The organism is Streptomyces sp. NBC_00207 (assembly GCF_045160965.1).
Taxonomy (GTDB): Bacteria; Actinomycetota; Actinomycetes; order Streptomycetales; family Streptomycetaceae; genus Streptomyces.
This window is the reverse complement of record NZ_CP130715.1, coordinates 9,344,919-9,369,742: the sequence shown is the minus strand read 5'-3', so window position 1 is coordinate 9,369,742 and position 24,824 is coordinate 9,344,919. Positions and strand designations below refer to the sequence as shown.

Annotated in this window: 21 protein-coding genes and 4 pseudogenes; 14 read left to right on the top strand and 11 right to left on the bottom strand. The window is 71.3% G+C overall.

Annotation, left to right across the window (positions count from 1 at the left end; genetic code table 11):
- The first annotated feature begins 249 nt into the window (after positions 1-249).
- The gene (locus OG472_RS43375) at positions 250-438 is read left to right on the top strand and encodes a hypothetical protein (protein WP_405826975.1); all 189 of its coding nucleotides are present in this window, start codon (positions 250-252) and stop codon (positions 436-438) included.
- A 289-nt stretch (positions 439-727) separates the two neighbouring features.
- Here OG472_RS43375 and tpg read toward each other — a convergent pair whose 3' ends face one another.
- A complete protein-coding gene (gene tpg, locus OG472_RS43370; RefSeq protein ID WP_405834720.1) occupies positions 728-1,282 on the bottom strand; it encodes a telomere-protecting terminal protein Tpg in 555 nt (184 codons plus the stop codon).
- Positions 1,283-1,970: 688 nt separating this feature from the next.
- Here tpg and OG472_RS43365 point away from each other — a divergent pair.
- The 4 genes and pseudogenes from OG472_RS43365 to OG472_RS43350 all read left to right on the top strand — a co-directional run.
- Positions 1,971-2,495: a peptidylprolyl isomerase gene (locus OG472_RS43365; RefSeq protein WP_405826976.1), complete on the top strand. Its 525-nt coding sequence runs from the start codon at positions 1,971-1,973 to the stop codon at positions 2,493-2,495.
- Between the two features lie 1,244 nt (positions 2,496-3,739).
- Positions 3,740-4,384 carry a hypothetical protein gene (locus OG472_RS43360; protein WP_405826977.1) on the top strand — a complete coding sequence of 215 codons (645 nt, stop codon included), beginning with the start codon at positions 3,740-3,742 and terminating at the stop codon, positions 4,382-4,384.
- 700 nt (positions 4,385-5,084) lie between these two features.
- Positions 5,085-5,492 carry a hypothetical protein gene (locus tag OG472_RS43355; RefSeq protein WP_405826978.1) on the top strand — a complete coding sequence of 136 codons (408 nt, stop codon included), beginning with the start codon at positions 5,085-5,087 and terminating at the stop codon, positions 5,490-5,492.
- Positions 5,461-5,840 (top strand): annotated as a pseudogene (locus OG472_RS43350) (transposase); the annotation flags it as partial. The gene OG472_RS43355 and the pseudogene OG472_RS43350, both read left to right, overlap by 32 nt.
- A 15-nt stretch (positions 5,841-5,855) precedes the next feature.
- Here the strand turns inward: OG472_RS43350 and OG472_RS43345 are convergent.
- A complete protein-coding gene (locus OG472_RS43345; RefSeq protein WP_405826979.1) occupies positions 5,856-6,347 on the bottom strand; it encodes a hypothetical protein in 492 nt (163 codons plus the stop codon).
- A 227-nt stretch (positions 6,348-6,574) separates the two neighbouring features.
- Here OG472_RS43345 and OG472_RS43340 point away from each other — a divergent pair, with 227 nt between their 5' ends.
- Positions 6,575-8,128 carry an alpha/beta hydrolase gene (locus tag OG472_RS43340; protein WP_405826980.1) on the top strand — a complete coding sequence of 518 codons (1,554 nt, stop codon included), beginning with the start codon at positions 6,575-6,577 and terminating at the stop codon, positions 8,126-8,128.
- Positions 8,129-8,769: 641 nt separating this feature from the next.
- Here OG472_RS43340 and OG472_RS43335 read toward each other — a convergent pair.
- The gene (locus OG472_RS43335; protein WP_401614918.1) at positions 8,770-9,285 is read right to left on the bottom strand and encodes an SRPBCC family protein; all 516 of its coding nucleotides are present in this window, start codon (positions 9,283-9,285) and stop codon (positions 8,770-8,772) included.
- Positions 9,286-9,425: 140 nt separating this feature from the next.
- On the opposite strand from OG472_RS43335, the gene OG472_RS43330 reads away from it, so the two are divergent.
- The 3 genes from OG472_RS43330 to OG472_RS43320 all read left to right on the top strand — a co-directional run bounded on the left by OG472_RS43330 (position 9,426) and on the right by OG472_RS43320 (position 11,473).
- Positions 9,426-10,328 (top strand): helix-turn-helix domain-containing protein, encoded by a 903-nt coding sequence (locus tag OG472_RS43330; RefSeq protein WP_401614915.1) that lies wholly within the window; start codon positions 9,426-9,428, stop codon positions 10,326-10,328.
- A 387-nt stretch (positions 10,329-10,715) separates the two neighbouring features.
- The gene (locus tag OG472_RS43325; RefSeq protein ID WP_405940609.1) at positions 10,716-11,315 is read left to right on the top strand and encodes a helicase associated domain-containing protein; all 600 of its coding nucleotides are present in this window, start codon (positions 10,716-10,718) and stop codon (positions 11,313-11,315) included.
- Complete coding sequence (locus tag OG472_RS43320; protein ID WP_405835038.1) at positions 11,240-11,473, top strand: hypothetical protein; 234 nt, start codon at positions 11,240-11,242, stop codon at positions 11,471-11,473. The genes OG472_RS43325 and OG472_RS43320 overlap by 76 nt, the downstream gene beginning before the upstream one ends.
- 316 nt (positions 11,474-11,789) lie before the next feature.
- Here the strand turns inward: OG472_RS43320 and OG472_RS43315 are convergent, their stop codons facing one another.
- A complete protein-coding gene (locus OG472_RS43315) occupies positions 11,790-12,875 on the bottom strand; it encodes a lytic polysaccharide monooxygenase auxiliary activity family 9 protein (protein WP_405826981.1) in 1,086 nt (361 codons plus the stop codon).
- A 336-nt stretch (positions 12,876-13,211) separates the two neighbouring features.
- On the opposite strand from OG472_RS43315, the gene OG472_RS43310 reads away from it, so the two are divergent.
- The gene (locus OG472_RS43310; RefSeq protein ID WP_405826982.1) at positions 13,212-13,388 is read left to right on the top strand and encodes a hypothetical protein; all 177 of its coding nucleotides are present in this window, start codon (positions 13,212-13,214) and stop codon (positions 13,386-13,388) included.
- Here OG472_RS43310 and OG472_RS43305 read toward each other — a convergent pair whose 3' ends face one another.
- Both OG472_RS43305 and OG472_RS43300 read right to left on the bottom strand, forming a co-directional pair.
- Complete coding sequence (locus tag OG472_RS43305; protein ID WP_405940610.1) at positions 13,389-15,743, bottom strand: glycosyltransferase; 2,355 nt, start codon at positions 15,741-15,743, stop codon at positions 13,389-13,391.
- 100 nt (positions 15,744-15,843) lie between these two features.
- On the bottom strand, positions 15,844-16,392 hold the full coding sequence (locus tag OG472_RS43300; protein WP_405940611.1) for a hypothetical protein: 549 nt from the start codon (positions 16,390-16,392) through the stop codon (positions 15,844-15,846).
- A 95-nt stretch (positions 16,393-16,487) separates the two neighbouring features.
- Here OG472_RS43300 and OG472_RS43295 point away from each other — a divergent pair, with 95 nt between their 5' ends.
- Positions 16,488-16,832 (top strand): hypothetical protein, encoded by a 345-nt coding sequence (locus tag OG472_RS43295; RefSeq protein ID WP_405940612.1) that lies wholly within the window; start codon positions 16,488-16,490, stop codon positions 16,830-16,832.
- 314 nt (positions 16,833-17,146) lie between these two features.
- On the opposite strand, the pseudogene OG472_RS43290 reads toward OG472_RS43295, so the two are convergent.
- The 3 genes and pseudogenes from OG472_RS43290 to OG472_RS43280 all read right to left on the bottom strand — a co-directional run.
- Positions 17,147-17,478, bottom strand: a pseudogene (locus tag OG472_RS43290) (HNH endonuclease family protein); the annotation flags it as partial.
- A gap of 108 nt (positions 17,479-17,586) precedes the next feature.
- On the bottom strand, positions 17,587-18,441 hold the full coding sequence (locus OG472_RS43285; protein ID WP_405940613.1) for a class I SAM-dependent methyltransferase: 855 nt from the start codon (positions 18,439-18,441) through the stop codon (positions 17,587-17,589).
- Positions 18,442-18,582: 141 nt separating this feature from the next.
- Positions 18,583-18,873 carry a hypothetical protein gene (locus tag OG472_RS43280; RefSeq protein WP_405940614.1) on the bottom strand — a complete coding sequence of 97 codons (291 nt, stop codon included), beginning with the start codon at positions 18,871-18,873 and terminating at the stop codon, positions 18,583-18,585.
- 681 nt (positions 18,874-19,554) lie between these two features.
- Between OG472_RS43280 and OG472_RS43275 the strand changes: the two genes are divergently transcribed.
- From OG472_RS43275 to OG472_RS43265, 3 genes and pseudogenes are all read left to right on the top strand, one after another.
- Entirely contained in the window at positions 19,555-20,490 is a 936-nt protein-coding gene (locus OG472_RS43275; protein WP_405940615.1) for a PIG-L family deacetylase, read from the top strand.
- Between the two features lie 480 nt (positions 20,491-20,970).
- Entirely contained in the window at positions 20,971-21,771 is an 801-nt protein-coding gene (locus OG472_RS43270; protein ID WP_405940616.1) for a maleylpyruvate isomerase family mycothiol-dependent enzyme, read from the top strand.
- Positions 21,772-22,208: 437 nt separating this feature from the next.
- Positions 22,209-22,916 (top strand): annotated as a pseudogene (locus OG472_RS43265) (IS5 family transposase); the annotation flags it as partial.
- 35 nt (positions 22,917-22,951) lie between these two features.
- Here the strand turns inward: OG472_RS43265 and OG472_RS43260 are convergent.
- Positions 22,952-23,514: pseudogene (locus OG472_RS43260) on the bottom strand (hypothetical protein).
- 155 nt (positions 23,515-23,669) lie between these two features.
- Positions 23,670-24,170, bottom strand: a complete 501-nt coding sequence (locus tag OG472_RS43255; RefSeq protein ID WP_362241918.1) for a hypothetical protein — start codon at positions 24,168-24,170, stop codon at positions 23,670-23,672.
- Positions 24,171-24,824: the final 654 nt, after the last annotated feature.

The window sequence follows — 24,824 nt, the reverse complement described above, 5'->3', positions numbered from 1 at the left end:
CATCTACCGCGGAGGCGGCATCCGATCCAGGCGGTGAACGCCTACGGCATCCGGCTCGTCTGGCTGCGTGGCCACCGCGAGGGCACCTGGGTCACGGTCCCGTGGCGGCTGCTGTCGTCCACGCGACCCCATTCGGCGAGCCGGTGGCTCTGTCGATGACGAGGAGCAGCGTTTCTCGGGCGGTCCGGCGGGAAACGCGTCGGCGTCCACCTCGCCCACCACGAGCACGGCTTTCTCAAGACGGTCCACGTGGACGACAAGATCCTCGTCATGGTCCTCAACCACCAGGCCGGCGAGCTGGACGATGCGGGACCCGCTCCGGCGGAGGTGGCGGTACTGCGCACCGTCGACGCCTGCGGCAGCCACACCGACCACGACGGCCACGCCTGGTGGGCGCTCCTCGACGCCCAACCCCGGCCGAAGAAGCACCTGGCGTAGCACCACAGGCCAGAACCCGGTCTGCCCCGGCGGTTGCCGGAGTGGGACTGGATGCTGCCGACCGGGGCGGTGACCGGCGACGTGTGACGGCAGCCGGGTTCCTGCCCGCGGTCGGCAGCGCCACGGGGGCTGGGAGCAGCCCATCCGAAGGCGGATCCCCGCAGTGGCTATTGCACCCCTCCGCCGGGTGCAGTGCGCCGTTGACGCACTCGAACGAGACGGCATCCCACCCGGCCAGAGTGCTCGCGTCCGGGTGTACTGCTGCCGGGGTGTGGCCCGGCGGCGGGGTTCAGAAGGAGACGTCGAAGTAGTCGATGTCGGTGAACTCGACCCGGAGCTGGTCGGCCCGGGTCCCGCCGTCCTTGAAGTAGATCTCCTGCAAGCCCTCGGCGACGATCGCGCGCAGTTCACGGTCGGCGGCGCCCCGGGCGCGGGCATCGAACAGACGCTGGGCGTAGACGGCGGGGAGGTGGACGGTGAGGCGGCGCACCCGGCCGTCGTCGGTGGCGCCGACGGGGGCGGTGTAGCCGAAGCGGGCCCGGGTCTCCACCGTGATGCCGGTGCTGGCGGCGGCCTCCTTGCGGCGCCGGCCCCGTACCACCGGCTGCCAGCGCGCCCGCACGGCCGCGTCGATACGGTCCGCGACAGGCCTGGGCGGGGTCTTGCGGTCGCCCTTGCGGTAACGCTCCACCGACCGCTGGCTGACCCCGAGCTCCGCGGCGACCGCGCGGGTCGTCTTCAGCTGCTTCAGCAGGAAGTTGATCCGGCCCTTCAGGGTCTTGGGCGGGTCCCGCGTGAACCCTTCCCGGTCCGCACGGAGCAGGGCGTCATCGATGTCCCCCACCAGCTGCATTGCCTTCCTCTCGGCCCCATACGGGCGCAGCGCCGGGGCGGGGGTGCCCCCACCCCGCTCCCGGCCGCTGGGCTGGCCGCCGCCGTGTGCAGGGCGGTCTCTCATCGTCCGTCGTGGTGGCAGTCTGCCGGACCGCGGTGTAAGGCCGCCGTAGAAGCTGCTCGCTTCGAGCTGCGAGAGGTCGAAGGAGATGAATTAGGTCGGCCGCCGGGCGGCCAGGGCCGGGGCGCTGCGGGCGCGGGCGGCGGCGCTGCAACGCCTGGAACGACAGCCGGCCGACCGCGGTGTGCCAGACGACGAGCTCGCTTGAGGACCAGGCCGCCGGGGCGCTGCCCGGCGGCCGCCACCAGGTCCGACCACTGCGGTCCTGGACCAGCGCCCCTCGCCGGCCTCCTGTCGTTGGCCATTCCCGCCGACCACACCACGCCCTAGACTGCGACCGCTCCAAAACCTGGCGATCATCAGGAGGGCGCGCAAGATGAATCGAGCACTGATCAGCGCATTTGCGGCCGTGACGTTAGTTGTGTCCGGGGGAAGTGCCGCCACCGCTTCCGACGGCGCTCCGCCGCGCACCACGCACGGCCCTTGCCAGTACACACAGACCCCGGACGAGCCGCCCGCACGTCATGTTCCGCTGCCGCCTGACCCGCGGCGCACCCCTAGCCGTGGCACGGTTGACATGGCTGTTCCGACCAGCCAGGGTCCGCTCCCGCTGCGTTTGGACCAGGCCAAGGCGCCGTGCACGGTCCAGAGTTTCCTGCACCTGGCACGGCATGGGTTCTACGACCGGACGGTGTGCCACCGTCTGACGGCGTATCCGACGCTGAAGGTCCTGCAGTGCGGCGACCCGACCGGGACCGGTGAGGGAGGGCCCGGGTACAAGTACAAGGACGAGCTGCCGGTGGATTTGCCACCCGCACCGACCGATCCGACCGGCGCGCGCCGTCTGTACGGGCGCGGCCTGCTGGCGATGGCCAACGCCGGTCCGGACACGAACGGCTCACAGTTCTTCGTCGTCTACGGCGACTCCGCACTACGCCCGAACTACACGGTGTTCGGCACGGTCGGCTCCGACGGCCTGGCAACACTCGACAAAACCGCCGCCGGAGGAATCGAGCCGACCGCGGAGGACCCGGCACCGGTCGACGGCACACCCGTGCTGCGGACCGAGCTGCTCCGCGTCCGGCCGTCCTGCTGGCATTGACTCCCAGCGGCCCGCGCCGAAGCCGCGGCCGCTGCGGTGGCGTCTGTCCGGGGGCCCACGGTGGGGGTGGGGGTGGTGGAGCGGCAGCGGGCCGTCATCGGGGAGACCCACAGCCGGGACGCGGGCGCGGGCCGTGCGGTCAGCGGCGTGGTGAGGGCGTGGAGGGTGGCGTCCACGAGGCGGCCCATCAGGGCCGTGCCGGTGGCCTGCTTCCAGGAGGTGTCGGCCGTCAGGCGGTTCAGGTGCTGGGCGACGGTGTGTGTGCTGTCGCTCTCGCGGATGTTCTGCATGCGGGCGGCCGGCAGCTGCCACTGGCGTGAGCCGACCAGGAGACCCGCTTCCCGCGCCGGCAGGATGTCCATGACCAGCGACACCATCTGCGAGTGCGCGGCCGGGTGCACCCTCAGCTGCTCCAGGGCACGGCCCGGTCGCCGCGGCCGAGGATGACTTCGCAGACAGGGACACAGCAGCACCGCGTTGCCGCGCGCATGTTGCACGCGACAGGGCCGACCCGCGCCCGCCGGGCTGGCCCTGTCCGCATTCCCGGCCCCGCACCCCCGCACCCCCGCACCCCCGCACCGCTCCGTGAACCGGTTCACGGACCTCCACATCCCCGACCCCACCCCATGGCGCTCCGCACAGGAGCGGGTAGCCGTGGCCCGGCGGCGGGTTCTCGCGGCCCGGGAGTCCTGCAACGCTGTGGAGGGCGATCCGCCCGAACTCCGGCCACACCCCCGCCATGCCGGCGTTGTCGGCGCCGGCTTCGTCGATCGCCTGCAGCAGGCGCAGCGACCGCTCCCGGTCCGCCTCCCGGCGGGCCGAGCCCTCCGGCCGCCCAGCGGTGTCCGGCGCCGGCGGAGCGGGGGCGCGGAGGGTACAGGGCACCCGCGCCACGCGCTGGCCAGCGCCACCGTTGCGGCCAGCAGGCACAAGGACAGGACGACGGTCTCGTACCCGGCCCTGTCGGCCCACGAGCCGCACGCGCCGCCGTCCCCGCCGGCACAGCGGCGCCGGTACAGCGCCGCCTGCCCGTCATCACCACCGCTCCCCCGTCCAGCGCCTACCGGCCGCGTCCCGCAACACTCGAACCACCGGGCCCGTCATCACCAGGCTCTTGCGTCACCACCATGTCCCGGTGCTGTAAGGGAACTGGGTTCGGGGCACCCGCCCGCCCAGTCGGCCACTAGCGTGCGGCCATTGGGCCCAGCAGCCCAGCCGACCACCACACCCCGGGAGACGCTGCCATGCCCATCCTTGGTCCCCGCACCCTCCTCGCCACGATCGCCCTCGCAACCACGCTGACGCTGACCGCCTGCGACCCCGCAGCCGAAGCCGAAGCCCCTCCCGCTCCTCCCGCCCCTCCCGCCGCCTCCGCCACTGTCTCCGCGCCCGCCTCCTCCAACTCGCCCGCCGGTTCGGGCAAGCACACGCTGGCCGAGGCCGCCACCGCCGGCGGGCTCACCAAGGCCACCGGTGCCAGCGCGGTCTCCGATGTCCCGGTTGACCCGGGCGAGATGCGTGACGGCATGCACCTGGTGGTCGCTGACTACAACCGTGCCGGGCAGACCTCCGGCCGCCGCATCCTTTTCGTTGGCGTCGACGGCGTTCCCGAGGACCCGAACAAGCGTCGCGAGCACCTTTGGCGCGGCCTGATCGACTACGCGCTGCAGAACGGCTCCACCGGCACCCCCACCACCGCCAAGCCGTACCAGCCCGGCCCATTCGGCGGATCCCTCGAGTGCCTCAGCCTGCCCGAGTCCGCCAACACCACCGACGTCATCTGCGGCTGGTCCGACACCACGACCGCCGCTGTCGCACTCTTCCCCCGCACCACCCCGGCCGACGCCGCCCGCCTCTTCGCCGCCATGCGCGCCGACCTCGAACACTGACCGCCCCGTCTACCGCACCCCCATGGCAGGGGCGTCGCGCAGGCAGCGGCGCCGCTGGTGATCCACGCCAGGGTGCGTTCCACTATCCAGCGTTTGGGAATGGCCTTGAAGCCCTGGCTCTTGCGGCGGCCGGGGTGATCGGGGATCTCCAGGTCGAGGCCGAGGGTCCGGCGGCTCCAGAGCACGAGTTCGCCGTCGTAACCGTGGTCCGCCCAGACCTTGGTGCCCTGCGGCCTTGATCGACTGCGCGTCGATGATCGCGGCCGTCGGCTGCTCGGAGCGTCCCGCGCGGCGGCGGACCTCCTTCACCAGCGAGGCTCCGTAGCCCTCGGCGAGCTGCGGCGATCATGGCGGTCTTCCTCATGGTGGGGTTCCCTCCCTGAGGCGGTGTCAGCGCACCGCCGTGGCGTGAGCAGCGGCTGGTGGGTCCCGGGAAGGGGGCGGTCGGCTGCCTCACTGGAGATCAACGGCGGGCTGGCGAGAACGGCATGGCCGGCCCCCGCCCGTTCCAGCGGCGCCGCACCCGCTCAGCCGCATGGCCGCGTCCCGTGACAGTCCCACCCCCAAGGGGCTGCGCGGCCTGCGGCTCGGCGGTCCCCACGATGGGGCCCGAGCGGGGTGTCCTCGCACGGGTACACGGTGGACGACTGTGGTCGATGCCGGTGCGCTGCGGTGGTCAACGGGCGTAGCGTGGTGGGGTATGAGCGAGGTTGTGGAAGCCAGGGGCCCGAAGGTTCCGCCGCCTCGGAAGAAGCCGGTGGAGCCGCCGCGGCCGCAGCCGGCGACGAAGCCGAAGTCGCTCACCGGGGTGCCGCCTAGGCTGGTCGTCACCAGCCGGCGGGCGAGGGTGCTGGCGTTCCGTGCGGACCAGTGGGCGGCCAAGAAAGCCGCTGCACAGGCTGCGCTGGCCGTCGCCGATTGGGACTACCCGCTGCTCGACGAGCACGACTTCCTCAAAACGGTCCACGGCCTCGTCCACACGGCCGTGGCAGCCAGCGGACAGAGTGCTCGCGTCCGGGTGTGGCGCCGGTACGCGCGGGTCACAGGTTCAGAAGGAGACGTCGAAGTAGTCGATGTCGGTGAACTCGACCCGCGCCGCCGGGCCTGACGGCGCACCGATCTACGTGATCCTCGACAACCTGTCTGCCCACAAGGGCACCGGCATCCGCCGCTGGGCGAAGAAGAACAAGGTCGAGCTGTGCTTCACCCCGGCATACGCGTCCTGGGCCAACGCCATCGAGGCCCACTTCGGACCGCTCCGACAGTTCAACATCGCCAACTGCCAGCCGCCCCAACCACACTGTTCAGACCTGGGCCGTGCACGCTCACCTGCGCTGGCGCAACGCCAACGCCCGCCACCACGACGTCCTGGCCGCCGAACGCTGTGAAACGCGCCCGCATCCGCAGCAAGAAAGGCATCCGTTGCGGCGGACGCCCCCTCAAATCCGCGGCGTGATCCCACTCGGCGGACCTATGCGGTCATTGGACTAGACGTACCGCAATTCTCAGTCACGGTGCCGTCAGGCCAGAACTGCAGGAGGAAGCACGCCCCCACGAGATCGCTTGTGGCTGCCTCCCATGGAAGTTCCTCAGGGGCTTCACGTCGGCTGATTCGCAGCCGCCAACGGCCAGGCGATGATAGGTGCGGTCCCTTGTCCGAGCCCGCGTCGCTTTGATCCACGAAGAAGCGCGCCGTGGGCAGATCCAGCGACATGCACACCTGATCAGGCCAGTACCCTTCATCGATCTCAGCGGATCCGTCCCACACCTCGACCCGCAGCCGCGCTTGGATGATCAAGCTGTCAGCCGTCTCCAGGAACACCGAGCCGGAACTGGCATGGACCCAATCGCTTCCTGGTAGGCGGTCCGGCAGTCCTTCGCCCGCACACGCTTCATCAACCAGACCAAACATGCCATCCACGACATATACGTCTTGCTGCATGGCGATCGACATCAATGCCACCCAGATCTCCTCCTGTCAACAAGAAGGCGTACCAACACCGCACATCATGATCGCAAACCGCCATACGCCGCACGGTCCAACCCGGCGAACCTATGCGGTCACAGCACTAGCCAGGCCGGGGTGGTGCTGGCACCACCCCGGATACGGGCAGTGGGGTGGTCGTCCGGTGGGCCGGGTTCTCGGAGGATCGGGGTGTACCGAACCGCTCCGACCGGGGGACCACTCACATGCACCTCTTCAAGAAGCCCGCGCGGTGGGCCACGGCCGCCGCGTGCGGGCTGCTCGCTTTCGCCGCCCTGCCCGCGTCGCTGGCGAGCGCCGCCGGGGCCGGGGCGAAGGGCGGCGCGCCGGCCGTGCCCGCGCGGTACGCGCAGCAGCGCCTCGACTGGCAGCCGTGCCAGTCCGGTGCGCTGGAGTGCGCCTCCATGACGGTGCCGCGCGACTGGTACCACCCGGGCACGGGGGCGGACCTGACCGTCGCGGTGTCCCGGCACCGGGCTGCGGACCCCGCCGCGCGGCGGGGCGTGCTGATGATGGCGGCCGGCGGGCCGGGCGCCTCGGGGCTGGGCCGGCCGGCGGGGCTGGCGGCGTACTCGCCCACGGTGGCGGCCGCGTACGACGTCGTCAGCTTCGACCAGCGCGGGGTCGGGGCCAGCACGCAGGTGGTCTGCTCCGACCAGGACGTGGTGGACGCCCTGTTCACCAGCGGCGACCTGCGCGACCGCTCTCGCCGGGCCGTGGACGCTACCGTGGACCGGGCGCGGAACTTCGTACGGGACTGCGAGCGGCGGTCGGGCGATCTGCTCCCGTACATCACCACCGACCAGGCCGTGCACGACATGGATCTGTTCCGGGCGCTGCTCGGCGAGTCGAAGGTGTCCTACTACGGACCCTCGTACGCCACCTTCCTCGGCGCCTACTACGCAACCGAGTTCCCGCACCGGGTCGACCGGGTGGTACTCGACAGCAACATCGGCTTCACGGGTAGTTGGCAGAAGTTCCTGACGGGCCAGCCGATGAGCTTCCAGCGCCGGTTCGAACAGGACTTCCTGCCCTGGCTCGCCGCGAACGACGCGACGTACCACCGGGGCCGGACCGCCGAGGAGGCCAAAGCCTCGTACGAGCGGCTGCGGCGCGCGCTGGGCGAGCACCCGCTGGACTTGGAGGGGACGACGGTCACCCCCAACCACCTCGACGCCGCCGCCACCTCCATCATCTACAGCGGCGACCGCTTTCCCGATCTGGCAATGCTGCTCGATGTCCTGGAGCACCCGGAGGCGGCTCCGCCGGCCGCCCGCAAGGCCCTGGCCGAGAAGCTGAAGCACCCGCTGGGGGCGCAGTTCGCGGCAGACTTCTTCTCCGTCATCTGCCAGGACACCCCGTGGAACCACGACAGCGCCTTCTGGGTCCGCCGCAGCGCGGCCGACGGCGCCGCGTACCCGATGGCCGGGGCCCGTGAGCTGACCTTCGCCTCGGTCTGCGCCGCCTGGCCGCGTTCCCAGGCGCCCCGGGTGCAGGTCACCGGGCGGGGGCTGCCGCCGATCATGATGCTCAACTCGCTCCACGACCCGGCCACTTACTACGAGGGCGCGCTGCGGGCCCACCAGGGGACGGCCGGATCCCGGCTGATCACCGTCGGCGGCGGCGACCATGGCGTCTACCAGTCGCACAACCCCTGTGTGGACGCGTACGTCGAGGGCTTCCTCGTCGACGGCCGGATGCCGACCGAGGATGCCTCGTGCGAGGGCAAGCCGCTTCCCGACCCGACCGCTAGCCGGTAGGTCGTCTCCTTCGGATCTTGCCGGTCAACCCTTCTCGAACACCTTGTTCAGCGACCGAAGCGCCCCCTGCTGAGGCCTGCCTGTCCGGCACTGGATACGCAGCAGCCGTCCACACCGCCTCACTCCTGCGCCCTTGAGGCTCCGACCACTCCCTCGGCCAGGGCGGGGGCTCTGCCCGGGGCGGATCAGTCCTGGAACCGCTCGGTCTCGGAGATCCTCGCGACGTACGACCGGACCTCGTCCGACTCGGGCACCCGCGGCCGGGGAAACCCACCCGGGGTGCGAGAAGGCCGGCCGGGGCCGAGGGCCCCATGCGGACGCAGGTTGCCGCGAGGACCACCACAGCGGCGAGGAGCAGCGTCCAGGCGGGCCGGGCCGCGTAGGGCGGCGGGCGAGGCTGGCGGGCCCCTCGTGGCCCGGGGCCGGCAGTTCGCACCCTCGCAGGACCGGTTGTCGCGGCCCCGGACGTCGATGCGGTGGCTAGGTGGTGCTCGGCATTTGGGGCGATCGCCCGGCAGCGGAGCGCGGCGTGCAGAATGTCGTCGGTGATCACCGGTGGCCGGCCGCCGCGGTTGCCTTTGCGGGCTGCGGAGTACCTGCGGATCGCGAGACGGTCCAGGTGTACCGCGCCGCGGGGTCGTTCACCCGGCCGGTGTTTCGGCGATCCACTGGGCGAGGGAGAGCAGGGTGGTTTCGACGCTGCTGGTCATGTAGTCGCGCAGGGCGTCGAGGTCGCCGCGGGTGGCGCCGAGCACAGGGTCGAGGCGCAGGAGTTGCCAGGACTGCTCGACGACGGTTCCACGTCCCTGGGGGTGGCAGGTCCAGCTCCATTGCACGATGCCGTCCTCGGCACCGCCGACCACGAAGGCGAAGGAGGCGCCGGGGTCGGCCCTTACGACCTGGGAGCGGGTGGTCCACTGCTTGCCGTCCTTGTGGTTGCGGCCGCTGAACCAGGCACCGACCCGGGGGCCGGCGCCCTGGTCGAACGTGACGTCGCTCGCGTTGGGGCTCCAGCGTCCGATGGCGGACACGTCACTGACCAGGTCGTAGACACGGGCGGGCGCGGCAGCGACCCAGGCGCGCCGGGTGAAGCTGAAATCCGATGCGTCCAGGACCTCGAAGACGTCGTGTTCGCTGGTGGTGGCGCTGGCGTGCAAGGTGTCCTCCTGGACAGGTGTGGTGGGGTCATGTCGGCAATGCCTACGTCACCACCGCTCCCGCCGGGCAGCCAGACCCGCTGGTGCCTATCCGCGCCAGGGTCAGGCTGTGCGGTCGGGCCCGGCCCATACTCGGATCCATGAACGGAAAAGTGCGGCTCGGGGAGTTCCTGCAGACGCGGCGCTCGCAGCTGCAACCGGAGGATCTCGGTATACCCGGCTACGGGGAGCGGCGCCGTGTGCCGGGTCTTCGACGAGAGGAGCTGGCGTCGCTGGCGGGTGTCAGCGTCTCGTACTACACCCGGCTGGAACAGGGGCAGTCCTTGAACGCCTCACCGCAGGTGCTGGACGCGATCGCCCGGGCCCTGCGGCTGGAGGAGGCCGAGCGCCTGCACTTGCACGACCTGGCCCGGTCGTCGGCCACGGACTCAGGCCGAGGCCGTCGGCCCGCCCCGGAGCGGGTGACGGAGGCGACCGGCCAGCTGCTGGAGGCACTGGCCCACGTCCCGGCCATCGTGACCGGCCGCCGCAGTGACGTCCTGGCATGGAACCGGCTGGGCCACGCGCTGTTCGCCGGACACCTGGACCCGGGCGCCCCGGACCGGCCGGCGGATCAGCCGAACATGGCCCGGCTGGTGTTCCTCGACGCGCACACCCGTGACCTGTACGCCGACTGGCCTGCCAAGGCCAGGGCCGTGGTGGGGAATCTGCGCCTGGTGGCGGGCCGGCACCCGGACGACACTACGCTCCACGCGCTCGTGGGTGAACTGAGCTCGAAGAGCGCGGAGTTCGCCTCGATGTGGGCCGACCACCGCGTCACGGCGTGCGCCGTCGCGACCTACGAGATGCGGCACCCGCTGGTCGGCCCGCTGACCGTCACCCAACAGACCCTGAGTCAGGGCCTGGGTCCGGACCAGGGGCAGAACATCGTGGTCGCCACCACCGAGGCCCACTCGACTGCGCGGACCACGCTGGCCCTGCTCGACCAGGTCACGCCGCAGCACGACCCGGCGCGACAGGGAATCCGGGCCGGCTCCCGCTGACCTGGCGCACCCCACAAGCCCCGCAACCCCCAACCCCCGCATCGGCGTACCGCTGCCGCATGCCCGAAAACAGTGAAGGAACCGTGTTCAAGAACAAGTTCACGTTGTCCAAGACCGCTGCGGCACGTCGTACTGACCGCGGCAGCGGTCGTCGCGGCCACCCCCGGCGTCGCGTCTGCCGCCTCCGCCCCACTGAGCTGCGCCCGCATCGCCGCGCACCGGTCGCCGGCAGCGCCACACCCCCACCGATCAGCGCCACAGCAGCAGCGCCCAGCACGACACGACGGTTGGAAATCTTGAACATCGGAATTCTCCCCAAGTCATCAGGAGGGGTGGGATTTCGGCCCCATCTCGCCCGAGGATTTCCCCGAAGAGCACCTGCTTCAAATGAATGCCACCCCAGTCGCCCCGTCATGTCCCCGAAATTCGTGTCTTGACAGCCGCCCCCGCCCATGCCGGAGAGCACCCGCGCAGCCTGCCCCCTGGCAACGGGACAGGCAGGCCCCTACCGATGCCGCGTACCGCTACCGGCAGCGTGAGGGGCACCTCGACGTCCCCTACGAGCACGTCGAGGTGGTGGGGGCGTTCCCGCTGGGGCGGTGGCTGTCGGATCAGCGGCGCATGTTCCGGGCCGGGGCCATGACCGGCGAGCGCGCGGCCGGGCTGGAGGAGCTGGGGATCGTCTGGGACACCGCCGACCACGGGTTCGAGACCAACCTCGCCGCCGCCCGCACCTACTACGAGCTCCACGGGACCCTCGCAGCCCCACGGGGGGGCCATCATCCCCGACATCCAGGTCGGGCGGTATCTATCGAACATCCGCCGCCCGGGCGGGCTGGGCATGGACCCCGTACGGGCGAAGCGGACGGACCGCGGCGCTCGCAGCGATCGCCCCGGACTGGAACCCGGGGGTGCTGGGGTGGACGGTCGGCTGGCAGCGGCGCTACGCCTGCCTCGCCCAGCTCCTGGCCGGAGGCGCCCGCCTGACCGCGATCGTGCCGGGGGTGACGCGGCACGGCGAGGACATCGGCCGGTGGCTGGCCACCCAACAGCAGGGCTGGGACCGGCTGAACGAGGAGCAGCGGCGCTGGCTCGGCGAACTCGGCGTGAAGAAGGCCCCACTCGCCCGCCAGGCGGCGGCTTAGACGGCTGCGGTGTGCGGGCCGCGCGCGGGCGGCGAGGCGTTCCAGAGGGGTCTCCAGACCCTCCAGCAGTACATCGCGCGGGAGGGCGCCCTGCCGGGGCGGGCCGGTGTGCAGGAGATGCCGGACGGGGACATTCGCCGCGTCGGGGTGTGGCCGGCCAATCAGAAGCAGCGCCACGACCGGCTCGACCAGGCGCAGCGTGCCACTCTGGCCGAGCTGGGCGTGGACTGGCCGGGTAGCGCGCTCCCGCCCGGGACCGACCGCCGGGGATCGACCGCCTGGAGGAGGCGGTCGATCAGGAGGTGCGGTGGCTCGGCTACCGCAGGATCACGTCGGACACGGACAGGAAGAACTCGCCGGTCATGCCGCCGTTCTCACCGTTCGGGGTGTCCGGTCCTCCGTGGCCGCCCCAGATGTCCACGATCGCCGCCCGGCCGGTCCGGCGCGGGATTGAGGCGAACTCCCAAGCGGTGGATTCCTCTTCCCGGGGCGCACCGTGCACCTCGACCAGGAAGGGAATCGGCTCCAGGTCCTTCCAGCTCAGGCCTTCCGAGGGAACCCAGCCGGGGCGGGTGATGAACCACCGGTGGGACCAGCTCTCGCCCTGGTGATACGCCATGTAGTCGTAGGTGAAGGTCTGGGTGGGGGCCGAGGTGTCCAGTTCCGTCACGGGCCAGTCCCCGAGGGTGTCGTCCGGGGCCAGATCCAGACCGCGGAACGCCGGGTTCCCCGCGGACGCAAGGGTGCTGCCCTCGAAGAACTTGCGGTACTCCAGGTACTTCTGCGCGTCGTTCCACGGGTAGTCGGCGAGCATCCTGTCAGCCCCCGGCACCACTTCGTGCCAGTCGGTGCTGGTGTTGACGCGGCGCGCCTCGGCGCAGATCCGTGAGGGGTCCAGGTCCCGGATCGCGGCGCCGGCCCGGCTGCGCGGGTGGTTGGCCGTGCCGTGCCGCGGATCCACCGGGCCGGTCTCAGGTGTCTTCTCGCGGGGCAGGCGCACCGCCCACTTCTCCAGGCCGGCCCGCTCCGAGCCGATGGCGACCACATTGGTGAACGGCGTGAACTGATCGCCTGCCTTGGCACGGATCTTGACATGGAGCTGCCCTGTCGGCTCCTCGTCCCCCAGGTCGACCCAGTGGGAGTTGGACTGCATCCAGTTCCATGAAGACCAGTGGAGGAAGACCGTCTGCCGCAGCTCGTCGTTGAGCCACACCTCGTACAGGTGCGGGTAGGGCGCGTCGCCCTCGTTCCAGTCCGCCGGTGGTGGCCAGGCCTCATGATCGGGGGCGTTGTCCCCGATCTGCCAGCGCAGGCTGATCCCGTACATCGTGTACTTGCCGTCATCGCGGTACCTGATGTCCGCGCGAAGGTCGGACGGAGCAGTCGTCTGGAAGTTGCTCACGGCGTCCCCTTCTCCTCGATCGAATCCATCCCTGAGGCCATCACCACGGAGCAGCACACACAACCGACAGTTACAGGCCGTGACAGAAAGTCACTGTAGATCATCCGGGGCCACCCGGACAGACGGATCACGGCCACCCAAGCCGAACATTCAGCCCATCAGGTGCCGTTCCAGACCTCTGGAACGGCCGCTCCCGCCCGGGGCCGAACGCACGGCTTCGGCGATCGCCAGGTGCACGGCTCCTTCGAGTCGGGCGGCGGCCAGCAGCGGCGGCGTTTCGATTCGGGCCCAGGAGGCCGTTCAGCAGGGCGGCGGTCAGCGGCTTTGGGGTTCGCGGTGCTCGGACGCGGGTCGGTCCGCCCGCTCGCCGGCGTACATCAGGACGTGCCGGGGGTGGTCCTCTACGAGGAACACCTGCGGTCGGGCTGGTGGTTGCTCCCCCGGCTGCTGGGCATCGCCCTGATCTGCGCGGGGGTGCTGGCCCTCGCGCGGGCCGGGGACGACGGGCCCTGACTACAGGTCGCGGTGCACCTGTGAGGGCCAGATGTGGTCCTGCGGGCTGTGCGGGATCGGTGCCGAGGCGTGGGGCGCCCAGGCCGGGTCCGCCTCGTAGCCGCCGTGCGGCTCCGCCGCGGGACCGTCCCAAGCCCCGGCAACCTGCGGCGCCCCGGGCGCGGGCGGGCGGCCGTACGGAGGGGCGGAGGGCCGGGACGGCACCGCGGTCAGCGGCTCGGAGGGAGTGGCGGGTACCTGCAGGCTGCCGTAGCGCTCCATCCGCTGCCAGCGCAGTCGGGAGCCGGCGACGGCGGTGAAGACGGACTGGATCACCACCAGGTACATGAGCTGGCGGTAGACGAACTGTTGCAGCGGCAGGCTCCACAGCGGGCCCGGCCGCTCCCCGTCCAGGCGGAACGCGTACAGGCCCATCAGGACCTGGAGGAGCAGGAACGCCGTCCACAGGCCGAGGATGCGCAGGGGGTCGAGGAAGACCAGGCCGTAGACGGCGAAGACGTCCACGACGGGCGCGAGCAGTGGCAGCAGGACCTGGAACATCAGCAGGTAGACCAGACCGCGTCGCCCGAGCTTGCCGGCCTGCCCCCGCTGGGCGAGGGCGCCCCGGTGCTTCCACATGGCCTGGAGGGTGCCGTAGCACCACCGGTAACGCTGCTTCCACAGGGCACCGAGCGAGGCGGGCGCTTCCGTCCAGGCCTTGGCCCGCTCCTCGTAGACAACGCGCCAGCCGTCCCGGCACAGGGCCATGGTGAGGTCGGTGTCCTCGGCCAGGGTGGTGTCGCTGACACCGCCGACCCGCAGCAGTGCCTCGCGGCGGAACGCGCCGACGGCGCCGGGCACGGTGGGCATGCACTCGGCGAGGTCGAACAGGCGGCGGTCGAGGTTGAAGCCGACGACGTACTCGATGTGCTGCCAGCGTCCGAGCAGCCCGCCCCGGTTGACCACCTTGGCGTTGCCGGAGACCGCGCCCACCCGGCGCTGGGCGAAGGGCTGGACGAGCATGCGGACGGCGTCCGGTTCGAAGACGGTGTCGCCGTCGACCATGACGAGCAGATTGCAGGAGGCGGCCGCGATACCCGTGTTGAGGGCGGCCGGCTTTCCGGCGTTCTGCTGCCGGATGACCCGTACGCCGGGCAGCCGGAGGGCCTCGGCGATGTCGGCGGTGCCGTCCGTGGAGCCGTCGTCGACGACGATGACCTCGAGTTGGTGGTCGGAGGCCACGAGGGAGCGGACGGCCGCCTCGATGCCGGCGCTCTCGTTGTATGCGGGGACGATGACGCTCACGGGTTCGGTGACCGGAGCGCCCCAGGGCCTGCGGCGCATCCGTACGTGCCGGCGTGCGGCGACGAAGACGGCGACCGCACGCAGCAGGCTGATCGCGCCCGCTGCCCACAGCAGCCACATGAGGGCTTCGAGGATCCAGTCGCTGGTACGGATCGCGGTGATCAGGGCGAGGCCCTGCCACCGGTCCGTGGTCGCGGCGGGCTGCACGGCCCCCCGGAGGGCGACCGCATCGCCCACCGTGGCGAACGTCCAGCCGGAGGCCTTCAGCCGCGGCACGAGCTCTTCGAGCGCGGCGACTGTCTGCGTGCGGTCTCCGCCCGCATCGTGCAGGAGCACGATCTGCCCGGCGGTGTCCTTGGGGGTGGCGCCGGCGACGATCTGTTCCACGCCCGGGCGTCGCCAGTCCTCGCTGTCCAGGGTCGTCAGGACGGTCAGGTACCCCTCCTGCCCGGCCTGGACGACGGCGCTCCAGTCGGCGTCGTCGAGCGCCTTGCCGGTGGAGGAGTACGGCGGGCGCAGCAGCGGCGTGGTGACGCCGGTGGCGCCGGCGATGACGAGCTGGGTCTCGCGCAGTTCCAGGGAACGCCGCCAGGCGGAGGCGGCGCCGAGATCGGTGTGGGTGAAGCTGTGCAGGCCGATCTGGTGGCCCTCGTCGACGATCCGGCGGGCGAGGTCGGGATTCTCGGCGACCCGGGTGCCGACGGTGAAGAAGGTCGCGGGCACGGCGTTGCGGCGCAGCACGTCGAGGATCTTCGGGGTCCAGACGGGGTCGGGGCCGTCGTCGAAGGTCAGAGCGATCGTGCGGGCCGCCGGGGCAGCGGTGCGGGCCGCCTTCCCCTCGATCACCGGCCCGCCGGAGCTGATCTCCGCCGGTACGGACGTCCCCGGATCCTGCTCACGGTGAGCCCCGTCGGGGGTGGAGTCGAACAGGTGCTGGGTGTAGCCCTGGAGGAGCAGCGCCGCCGAAAGGGTGAGCACCAGGGTGGTCAGCAACAGCCAGTGGGTGCGCAGGGGGACGTTGCGTACGGTGCTGTGCCTGCCGTGGGGGCGGCGGCGACGGTTCTTCGACAAGGGGTGGGACTTCCTGCCTGCTGCGTGGGGCGGTGCGGTGCCGGCTGCCTGCACTGTGCTGGGCCTGTCCGGTGTGACGGACGTGGCGGACGTGGCCGGCTCAGGGACGGCCGGTGGACTTGCCGCCCCCCTGTCCGGGGGGAGCGGTGGCGCGGCCGCGACCGCGAGGCGACGGAGCGGGGTCTGCCGGTCCGGTCGCGGCCTTCGTCGGGCCCTGGCCGGTGCTGGGCGTCCCCTTGTCGGTCACGGTCGTGGCGGCCGGGGAGGGTGCGGCGCGGCTGTGCGAGGCTGCCGGGGCGGGGCGTGTGCTGCTCGCCGGACCGCGGGTGGAGGGGCCTGCGGTGCCGGCCCCTGCCGTGCCCCCGGGCAGGGGGGTGTGGGGAGCCTGGGCGGAGGGCAGGAAAGGCGACTGGAAGGTGGGGCCGCCCAGCAGGGTGCTCATGAGCAGCACGACATAGGCGACGGCTGGTACCACCAGCAGGTAGCCCCAGCGACGCACCCGGCGCTGTCTGCGCCCCGACGTGTCGACGAAGACGGGGGGCTCGGCGGCGGCCGGGACCGGCTGCACCTGTGCCGTGCCGTACGCATCGATATCACCGGGGAAGAGCTCCATCGTGTCCTGATCCGGGATGCCGAGGGGTGGGTGCATGCGTGGTGGCCTCTGGATCGGGAAGCGGAGCGGACTGATGCCGGGGGCGCGCTCGAGAGGGCGCCCCATGCCGTTCAGCGCTGGAACCACCTTCCGTGTCACTCCCGGTGCTGAACCGGTCCCTTTCCGTGCGGTGGCGACCGGGATGCCCCGGTCGGCGCCGATCCACCCGCTCCGCCCTGGTTGACCGGCCGGCCGGGCGCTTCGTCCCGTTCGCCCTGGCAGACGAGGCCGTACTCGCCGGTGCACTGCTCGGCGCCGGGCTGGCCGCTTCCCTGACCGTCCTGATCCTCGCCGTGCCCGGGATCCGCCGCGCCGACCGCCAAGGCGTGCTGGACCGGAGGCGGCGCAGCGAACTGTGGTCGCTGCCGAACGCCGTCGAACGCCGGCTCGCTGTCCCCCTCCTCGGCGCCGGCGACGGGGCACACTCCGGCGCCTGAGCACACAGCCAGGGACCGGCTCTACATCCCCACGGGTCAGCGAAGACGGTCGGCGCTCAGAGACTGACCACGGCTGATCAGCGTGCCCGGCGTCCGGCACACCCGCAGGTCACACCGCAACAGCGACGGCAAAGGCGGCCGTCGGCGCATACCACCCCTCCTCCGCCCCGGACTGCACACCAAACTGATCACCCCCGCCGGCCCCACAGCGCACGTCGTTGGACCCGCCCGGGCATGCCGCGGTCACGAGCAGCCGAGGAGCACGGCGAAGAGCCGCCACTTGTCGAGGCGGCGGCCCTCACCTTCGGGCTGTCCTATGGGGCGGGGGTGAACTCCACGTCGGTGCCGCCGCAGCCGGCCGCGATGTCCAGCAGCCGGTCCTGCTCCGCCTCGTCGACCGCGAGCCCCCAGCGGAGCTTGGTCGCGGTCCACTCGGCGCCGTACCGGCACAGCGCGTCCGCGGACGGCGGCAGCCACTCCGCCGGGTCCTGGTCGGCCTTGCTCTTGTTCGAGCGGGCTGTCACCGCGACCAGGGAGGCCGGCTGGCCCTGGTCGTTCGCGTACGCCTCCCGCCGGGCCGGGGGCCATCCGCCGCCCCTGAATCCCAGGCCTCGGCGAGCGGGATCATGTGGTCGATCTCCAGGCCCGGCCGAGGGCTCGCCGGACACCTCCACATCCCCGGTCTGGAAGCGGAGGCGGGTGAAGGCTGGCCGATGTCACTGAACCTTGACCGGCCAGCCGCTGGGGCCATATGTCAGCGCGCGGTGACCGAATACGCGGCGAGCGCACGGTTGCCGCGCGGCTTGGCGATGGCCCGGAGAACGTCGGCCTGGCTCAGGACGAGCTGTCTCACCGGCTCGGGCAGCGCGGCCAGACGCTCCTCCGTTCCGACCAGGTCGAGGCAAGCAGCGATTTCCCAGTCACCGTCCTGAAGGTCTTCGGTATCGACCGACCTGCCGCCGTCAGCTGTCCAGCCGGCCTCAGGCAGGAGCCGCAGCAGCCCCTCGCGGGAGAAAGCCGTGCGGACGTTGCCCTGGCCATGCGATCCTGCGGCCTCGGCCTGCCCCTGGATCAGCACGGCGAGCAGGTGCGCCAGCTGGTCGCCAGATGCAGGCGTCAGGTCCCACTCGGTGAACCACAGCCGCCGCGCCCACGGCCGTACCCGGGCCAGTGTGTCGCGCAGTTGTCCGAGCGATGCGAAGTACCAGGAGCAATGTGCGAGCACCACGTGGTCAAAGGTGCTTTCGGGGAAGTCGACTGATCGGTCGAGGACGTCGGTGCCGAAGCGGAAGTCGATGCGCGGCCCGAGAGGGCCCGCCGCGAGCCGGGCTGCCGATTCCCCGAGCGTGACCGGCGTCCCATAGGAGGGGTCGGCCACGTCAATGGCCACCACGCGCCCATGGGGGCCAACCGCCTCTGCAAGGACGGCGGTCATGTCGCCCTGGCCGCAGCCCAGTTCGAGAACAGTGGAGCCTGGTGCGATGTGCCAGCTCGCCACGAGCGCGGCGCGGTGGCGAGTCTGGGACAGCTGGATGTCCGGGCTGTGATCGGCGGCGGCCATGCCGGCTGCGAGCGACGGGGCCTTGGCGCGGAGATCGGAGTGATTCACAAAGTCCTTGGTGATACTCGGCGGTCGGTGCGAGCCGATGGTATGAGACGCGTGGGCAGTGGCGCCTGCGACTTCCTGGGCATGTGCTGTGGTGCCGCAGTCTGAGCAGATTGGAAGCACGCGCTCACGGCCCGGGGCGGATCAGTCCTGGGGCCCAGGGCCGTCGGAGATCCTCGCAGCGTACGAGCGGATCTCGTCCGGCTCCGGCACCCGCGGCCCGGGAAACGTACCCGGAGGGCGTGGCGGCCGGCCGGGGCCGAGGGCCATGCGGACGCAGGTGACCGCGAGGACCACCACGGCGGCGAGGAGCAGTGTCCAGGAGGCCGGGCCGCGCAGCCCGGCCCAGGGGCCGGCGTAGTGGTGGACGGCCCAGCCCGCGGCGCTCAGCGCGGGGCCGAGCGCGGTACCGCTGTAGAAATGCCGCGGGTCCACCGCGGATTCTCCCTTCCACCCGGGGGTCGCGTTCCACCGGGTCGTACCCGTGCTGACAACGCTCCGCACCCGGGAAAGGACCCGGCCCCCCGGCAGCCCGCCGTGCCGGCTTCCTGGCCCCCGGGGAGCAGCACCGGGCACCCCAGCCCTGCCCGTGCCTACCTGGTGCTTTGCGCGTCAGAAGCACCCCCTCTGCGCAGCGTCATGGGCGGCGGTACCACGGGCTGGTCCAGCGCTTGCGGCCGGTTCATGGCGCTGCGCGCCCAGCAGGGTGCCCGTTGCCCACTCGCCGCTCCGGTACTGCGGGACGATCCGTGCTCGCCTTCGTCCACCGATCGGCCCGCCCATGTCGCGAGTCTGGCGGGCTCACTCGTAGCATCGTGCACAACGTGCGGGATGCGCATGGCGCCGCTCGTGGCAATTTGGCGACGAGTGAGTCCGCCGAAGGGGTCCGAGGTGAGGTCCGAACCGCTGAACGAAAGCGCGTATGCGGGTCCAGGGGGCACCAACCCCGCGCCACGTGGAGTCCGATGGCGCCAATCGCCGGTTCTTCCGGTGGCTCTGGGCCTGCTGCTTGGCTCGATCGCTTCCTTCCTGCCGACCGGGACCGCACATGCGCACGACGTGGGGGCCCGCCGGGGCGTGGAGCCGGACACGCAGTGCCGGCCCACGATGGTTGGCGTGGCACACCAGGACGATGACCTGCTCTTCGTCGGTGCTGAGGTCCAGAGACTGATACGCGCCCGGTGCTTTGCCGGCACCGTCTACCTGACGGCCGGTGACGCCGGGCGCCCGTTCACCGGCGACGACTCCTACATACTCCGGCGAGAACAGGGTCTGCGTTCGGCCTACGCGCTGATGGCGGGAGTCCCGAGCCACTGGCGCCGGGCCGATCTTACGGTGCGGGGCCGCAGCCTCGTGTCCTTCGTCCTGAACGGCCGCCCCGGCGTACGGCTCGTCTTTCTCCGGTTGCCCGACGGATTCTCGAGGGGTGTCGGCAGTCCGCAGTACTCTCAGCAGAGCCTGCTGAAGCTGTTCCGCGGGCAGATCGCCTCGATGAGGCCGGTGGACGGCACAAGATCCTTCACGGCGGCGAACCTGACCTCGGTGCTGTCCGAGGTGCTCACGCTACGCAACGCGGAACGCGTTCTGACACTGGACTACGACAGCGCCACGTTCGGGGTCGGCCCGCCTCATCCGGCCGATCACAGCGATCACGAGATGGCCGGGCGGATATTCAGGCGGGCGGCATTCGGCTCCCCCGCCCGACCTACCGTGACACCGTACATCGGCTATGGTCTGCCGCTCCTGCCGCCAAACCTTACAGCGCGCCAGCAACGCGACAAGAAGGCTGCCTATTACGCCTATGCCGCATACGCAGGGTGTATCACACTGCCCTGCTCCTCCCGGTTCACCCTGAGCCGGAGCTTTCGTCTGTGGATGGAGAGGGAGCACCGCAGGCTGCACCGGCAGCCCCGTCCCGGGGAGACCTTGTCGGTCATCGGTCGTACTCCTGCGCGGACAGCCGTCGAGCACTGCCTCACGCGCAGCGTAGGGCAGGCCACTGACGACACCGTGAAGACGCAAGACTGCGCTGGCAGCCGCGACCAACGCTGAACCTTTGACCGCGGCACCATCAGGACCGCCGGAACCACTGCCTGCCTGACTACCGCTCCAAGGTTTGGACTGGCAGCCTGCGACGGATCGGACGACCAGACCTGGTGGCGCGATGCCGACGGCAGGATCGGATCAGGTACACAGTGCCTGCACTTGAGGAGTGCTGGTCGAACGGGAGTCACCTGAACTCCAGACCCGACCGGTCCTCCCCCCGCCATCGTGACCTCCGCGTCCATCACATCGAGCGGCAGCATGACCGCGCGCACCGGGTGGACGTCACGTCGCCGAGGTGCCCGGCCGCACGGCGAGGCCAGAGCACCCACAGGCACGACGCCTGGCGTACCGCCACGACCAGTGTCCTCGCGGCAGTGCGCAGCTTGTCACCCGAGCGGTGGGAGGCGAGGACGTCCGCAATGGCCAACCGGCGGCGACTGTGAAAATCGCTGTCCGATCACCGGAGCACGGTGATAGACATCCGGCGTGGAAAAGAATCTTGAGTTCCCTGACCTGTTGCGACTGATCGATGAACGGTCGACCGCCTTCCGCGCCGTGGTCGCCGCCGCGCCCGGTCTCGACGCGCAGGTGCCGTCCTGCCCCGGGTGGACGCTGTTCGATCTGGTGAAGCACCTGGGTGGGGGGGACCGTTTCTGGGCCGCCATCGTCGGCGCGGGGTCTGCCGACGCTCCCCCGGCCGAGGCCGTCGCCGCGCGCGCCGCGCTGGAAGTGCCGCAGGAGCGTGAGGCCCTGCTGGCCTGGCTGGACGCGTCGACGCAGCTTCTGCTGGGCGCCCTGCGCGCGGCGGGACCGGAGAGCGGTTGCTGGACGTGGTGGCCCGCGTCGCAGTCACCGCAGACCGCCGGCGGCACCGCCCGGCACCGGGTCCAGGAGACCGCGGTGCACACTTACGACGCCCAGCTCGCCGGGGGCTCCCCGCAGCCGCTGCCGGTCGAGCTGGCACTCGACGGTGTGGAGGAGTTCCTGTTCACCGTCTGCGCAACGCCGAGTGCCTGGCCGCACAAGCCCACGGCCTTCGACTTCCACGCCGCCGAGGGCCGCTCCTGGCGCCTCACCGTCGACGGCGACGGCGCACGCATCACCCGCATCCCCGCGCCCACCGCCGCGACCGGCGAAGACTCGGACGCAGCCGGCGCCTCCGTCCACGGCACGGCCAGTGAGCTGGTCCTCTACCTGTACGACCGGATCCAGGCCGACTCCTTGCACGTTGACGGAGATGCAGGGCTGCTCGACCTGCTCCGCGCCTGGGAGCCGGAGGAGAAGTAGGACGTAGCGGGGACGGTTGGCCGCGCCTCGAGCCGGTAGGACACGACTCTTCGCCAGGTTCGTCAGTCGCGGCACCGGGCTCAAACCCGCGAGGCGGCCTCGGGGCGTCACCAAGCCGACCGTCTACCTGGATGGCGGTGCGAATTTGTCCGTCCCAGCGATCACGAGAAGCGACGCGACTGCCGTCGTCCCGATCTCGTCGAGATGTCAGTCGATCGGGTGACTGCGGCGGCGGCTGTGCATGAGAGCAGGGCCTCTTGGTAGCTCGGCTCGAAGGGTGTCGAATCCAACGTGCGGTCCAGTGGGCCCTGTTGTCGCATTTCTACGGCAACGCGGGAGTGGGGTCCACTTCAGCCACTCTCGCGTGTGACTGTCTGGCTCGCAGGTTCGGGAACGCCAGAGACCACGGGGCGCGCGAGCGTCGGTATCCCACCGACATGTCGGACGCCGAGTGGGCGGTGGTCCGGCCACTGCTGCCGGTGCCGGGCTGGCTGCGGGGCCGGGGCGGGGCGGGGCGGGGCGGGCAGCCGGAGGCTTATTGCCACCGCGCGATGCTGGACGCGATCCGCTACCTGGTCGACAACGGCACGAAGTGGCGGGCCATGCCTGCCGACTTCCCACCGTGGGACCGGGTCTGCGCGTTCTTCCGGCGCCGGCGCAATCACGATCTGGTCCGCGAGTTCCACGACCGGCTCCGCCGCCTGGTCCGCGAGCGGGCCGGGCGGGACTCGGAGCCGGGCGCGGGCGTGATCGACTCGCAGTCGGTCAAAGCGGACGCGGTCGTCGGCTCTGACGGCCGCTGCTTCGACGGCGGCAAGCTGATCAACGGGCGCAAGCGGCACGTCGTGGTCGACACCCTTGGCCTGCTGCTCGCGGTGATGGTCACCGCAGCGGATGTGGGCGACCGCGCCGCGGCCCAGGTCCTGCTCACCCAGGTCACTGCCGCGCACCACCTGCTGGCCCTGGTCTGGGCCGACGGCGGATACACCGGCAGCCTCGTCGAGTACTGCCTCGCGGCCCTCGCCCTGGTCCTCGCCATCGTCAAACGCAGCGACGACATGCGCGGCTTCGTCGTGCTGCCCAAGCGTTGGATCGTCGAGCGGTTCTTCGCCCACCTGATGCGAAGTCGCCGTCTCGTGCGCGACTTCGAGCGTTCCATCGCCAGCGCGGAGGCGATGGTCTACTGGTCGATGACGATGCTCATGACCCCGCGTTGCCCGGCCACGTCCTTCGCGAGCGTGAATCGGCCAGGTGCCGGCTCGGTCAGCCAGCCGCGCGCCGTCAGCCGCTTGGCCTTCGATCGCAGTGCCTCCACCTTTCCCGGTACGGGGTCCAGGCCGAAGCAGGCGGCCATCTCCTGCCACGTCAAAGCTCCTTGACCGAGTCGGTTACGGTCGCTGAGGGCCTGCAGGATGCGCTGGTAGTCCACCGACAGCGCCGACCAGGCCAGCCCCGCGCGCCACACCGGCACCACTGTTTTGGCTTCGCCGCCTCCGCCGGTTCGGGCCGCGCCGGCTGCACACCGGGAGCCGGCAGACCCTCGGAGGCGGCGGGGCCGACGACGACGTCGTTGCCCGGGGCCAGTCCCTCGCCAACGCGTGAGCGGGCGATGACCCACTCGTTCCACTCCCGCTCAGCCACGGCCGGCCCGGCCTGGAGGCGGTCGGCCTCCTCCCGCAGATCGTCGACACGACGGCGAGCGGTGAGCTCACGCTCTTCCAGCAGTCCCCCGACCGACGGCATCCTCGACCTCCAGCAAAGCAACGACACGACACGTCACCACTGCCACGAGACCGCCGACCCTATGCCTGACCAGCGAGAACGCAGTCCTCAAGCCTGGAAAGACAACAACCTCCAAGGCAGCTGCGTTCCGACAGGATTCGCCACGCGACTCGCCGTCAGTGTCCCAGCAGCGCCTTGGCCGCCACGATGATCAACCCGAGCACGAGGTTGACGGCCACTTCGGCGACCAACTGGCGGCGGGTCGCGCCGCCCCGGACGGCGCTGAGGCAAGCCCACGTGACCTGCTGCGCCACGGCGACGCCGAGAGCGAGCCATACGCCGCCGCCCGAGTCCAGCCCCAGGAGCGGGCTCACCGCCACGATCGCAGCAGGCAGGGCGGCGGCCTCGACGATCGGCCACTCGTGCCCGGCGACCAGACGGATCTCGCGTCCGCTCCACGGCTGGCCGACCAGCCGTTCGCCCGCGAGGTGCGCGTAGACGTGCGCGGCCCAGAACACCAGGCCCGTGACGACCAGCAGCATCACGAGCTGGAATCGCGAATAGTGCCCCACGGCCCCGGCGGTGGCCAGTACGGACGCGGCAAGCAAGGAACCGTAGACGGCGCCCGCGCAGTCGGTCTTGGACTGCCCGACACGTGGGGTAGTGCGCAGCCTCACCCTCACTTTCCCACCGTAGATGCGGGGCACCGGCCCTGCATGTCGACCTTCTCCGGGTGGGATGTGTCCGACCCCCATGGGTTCTCCCCGCGGGCGCAGGGTCGACTGGGGCTGTGGCGTCGCGCCGTCGTGGGCGTGCGGACCATCCCCGCGGGCGCGGGGACCGCGGCCCCGACCCGGAGCCGGCATGCCAGGGGCCGCGGCCGCGAGTGTGGTGGAGCCGGAGCGGGCGGCGGCCGGGAAGACACGGGGCGGGAGGCGGCCGGTGGCGCCCGGCCCGGGGGGCCGGCGACGCCGTAGAGGACGATCCGCTCAACACGGCCGCACTCCCAGGACCTCAGACCGGCCCGTCCCCCGCGTCCCGCCCGGCGGGAAAACCCCGACAAACGGCGACCGCGTGTCGAAAGTGCCAGAGGTGTGCCGCACACCAGACACCGCACACCACAGACCCCCACCACCAACCACCCGGCCAACCACGACCCCACACCCCCCTCCCCCAACCACCAACCGGAACCCAGACGGGGTCCTCCCATCCTCCGCGGGCGCGGGCGGCACAACCCAACCCCCGGCAGGCCGGGACATCACGGCCCGGTCCACCGAGCACGACACGAGGCCCAGCCCGCAGCCCGCACCGGGAGCCGCCGCCCACCGGCC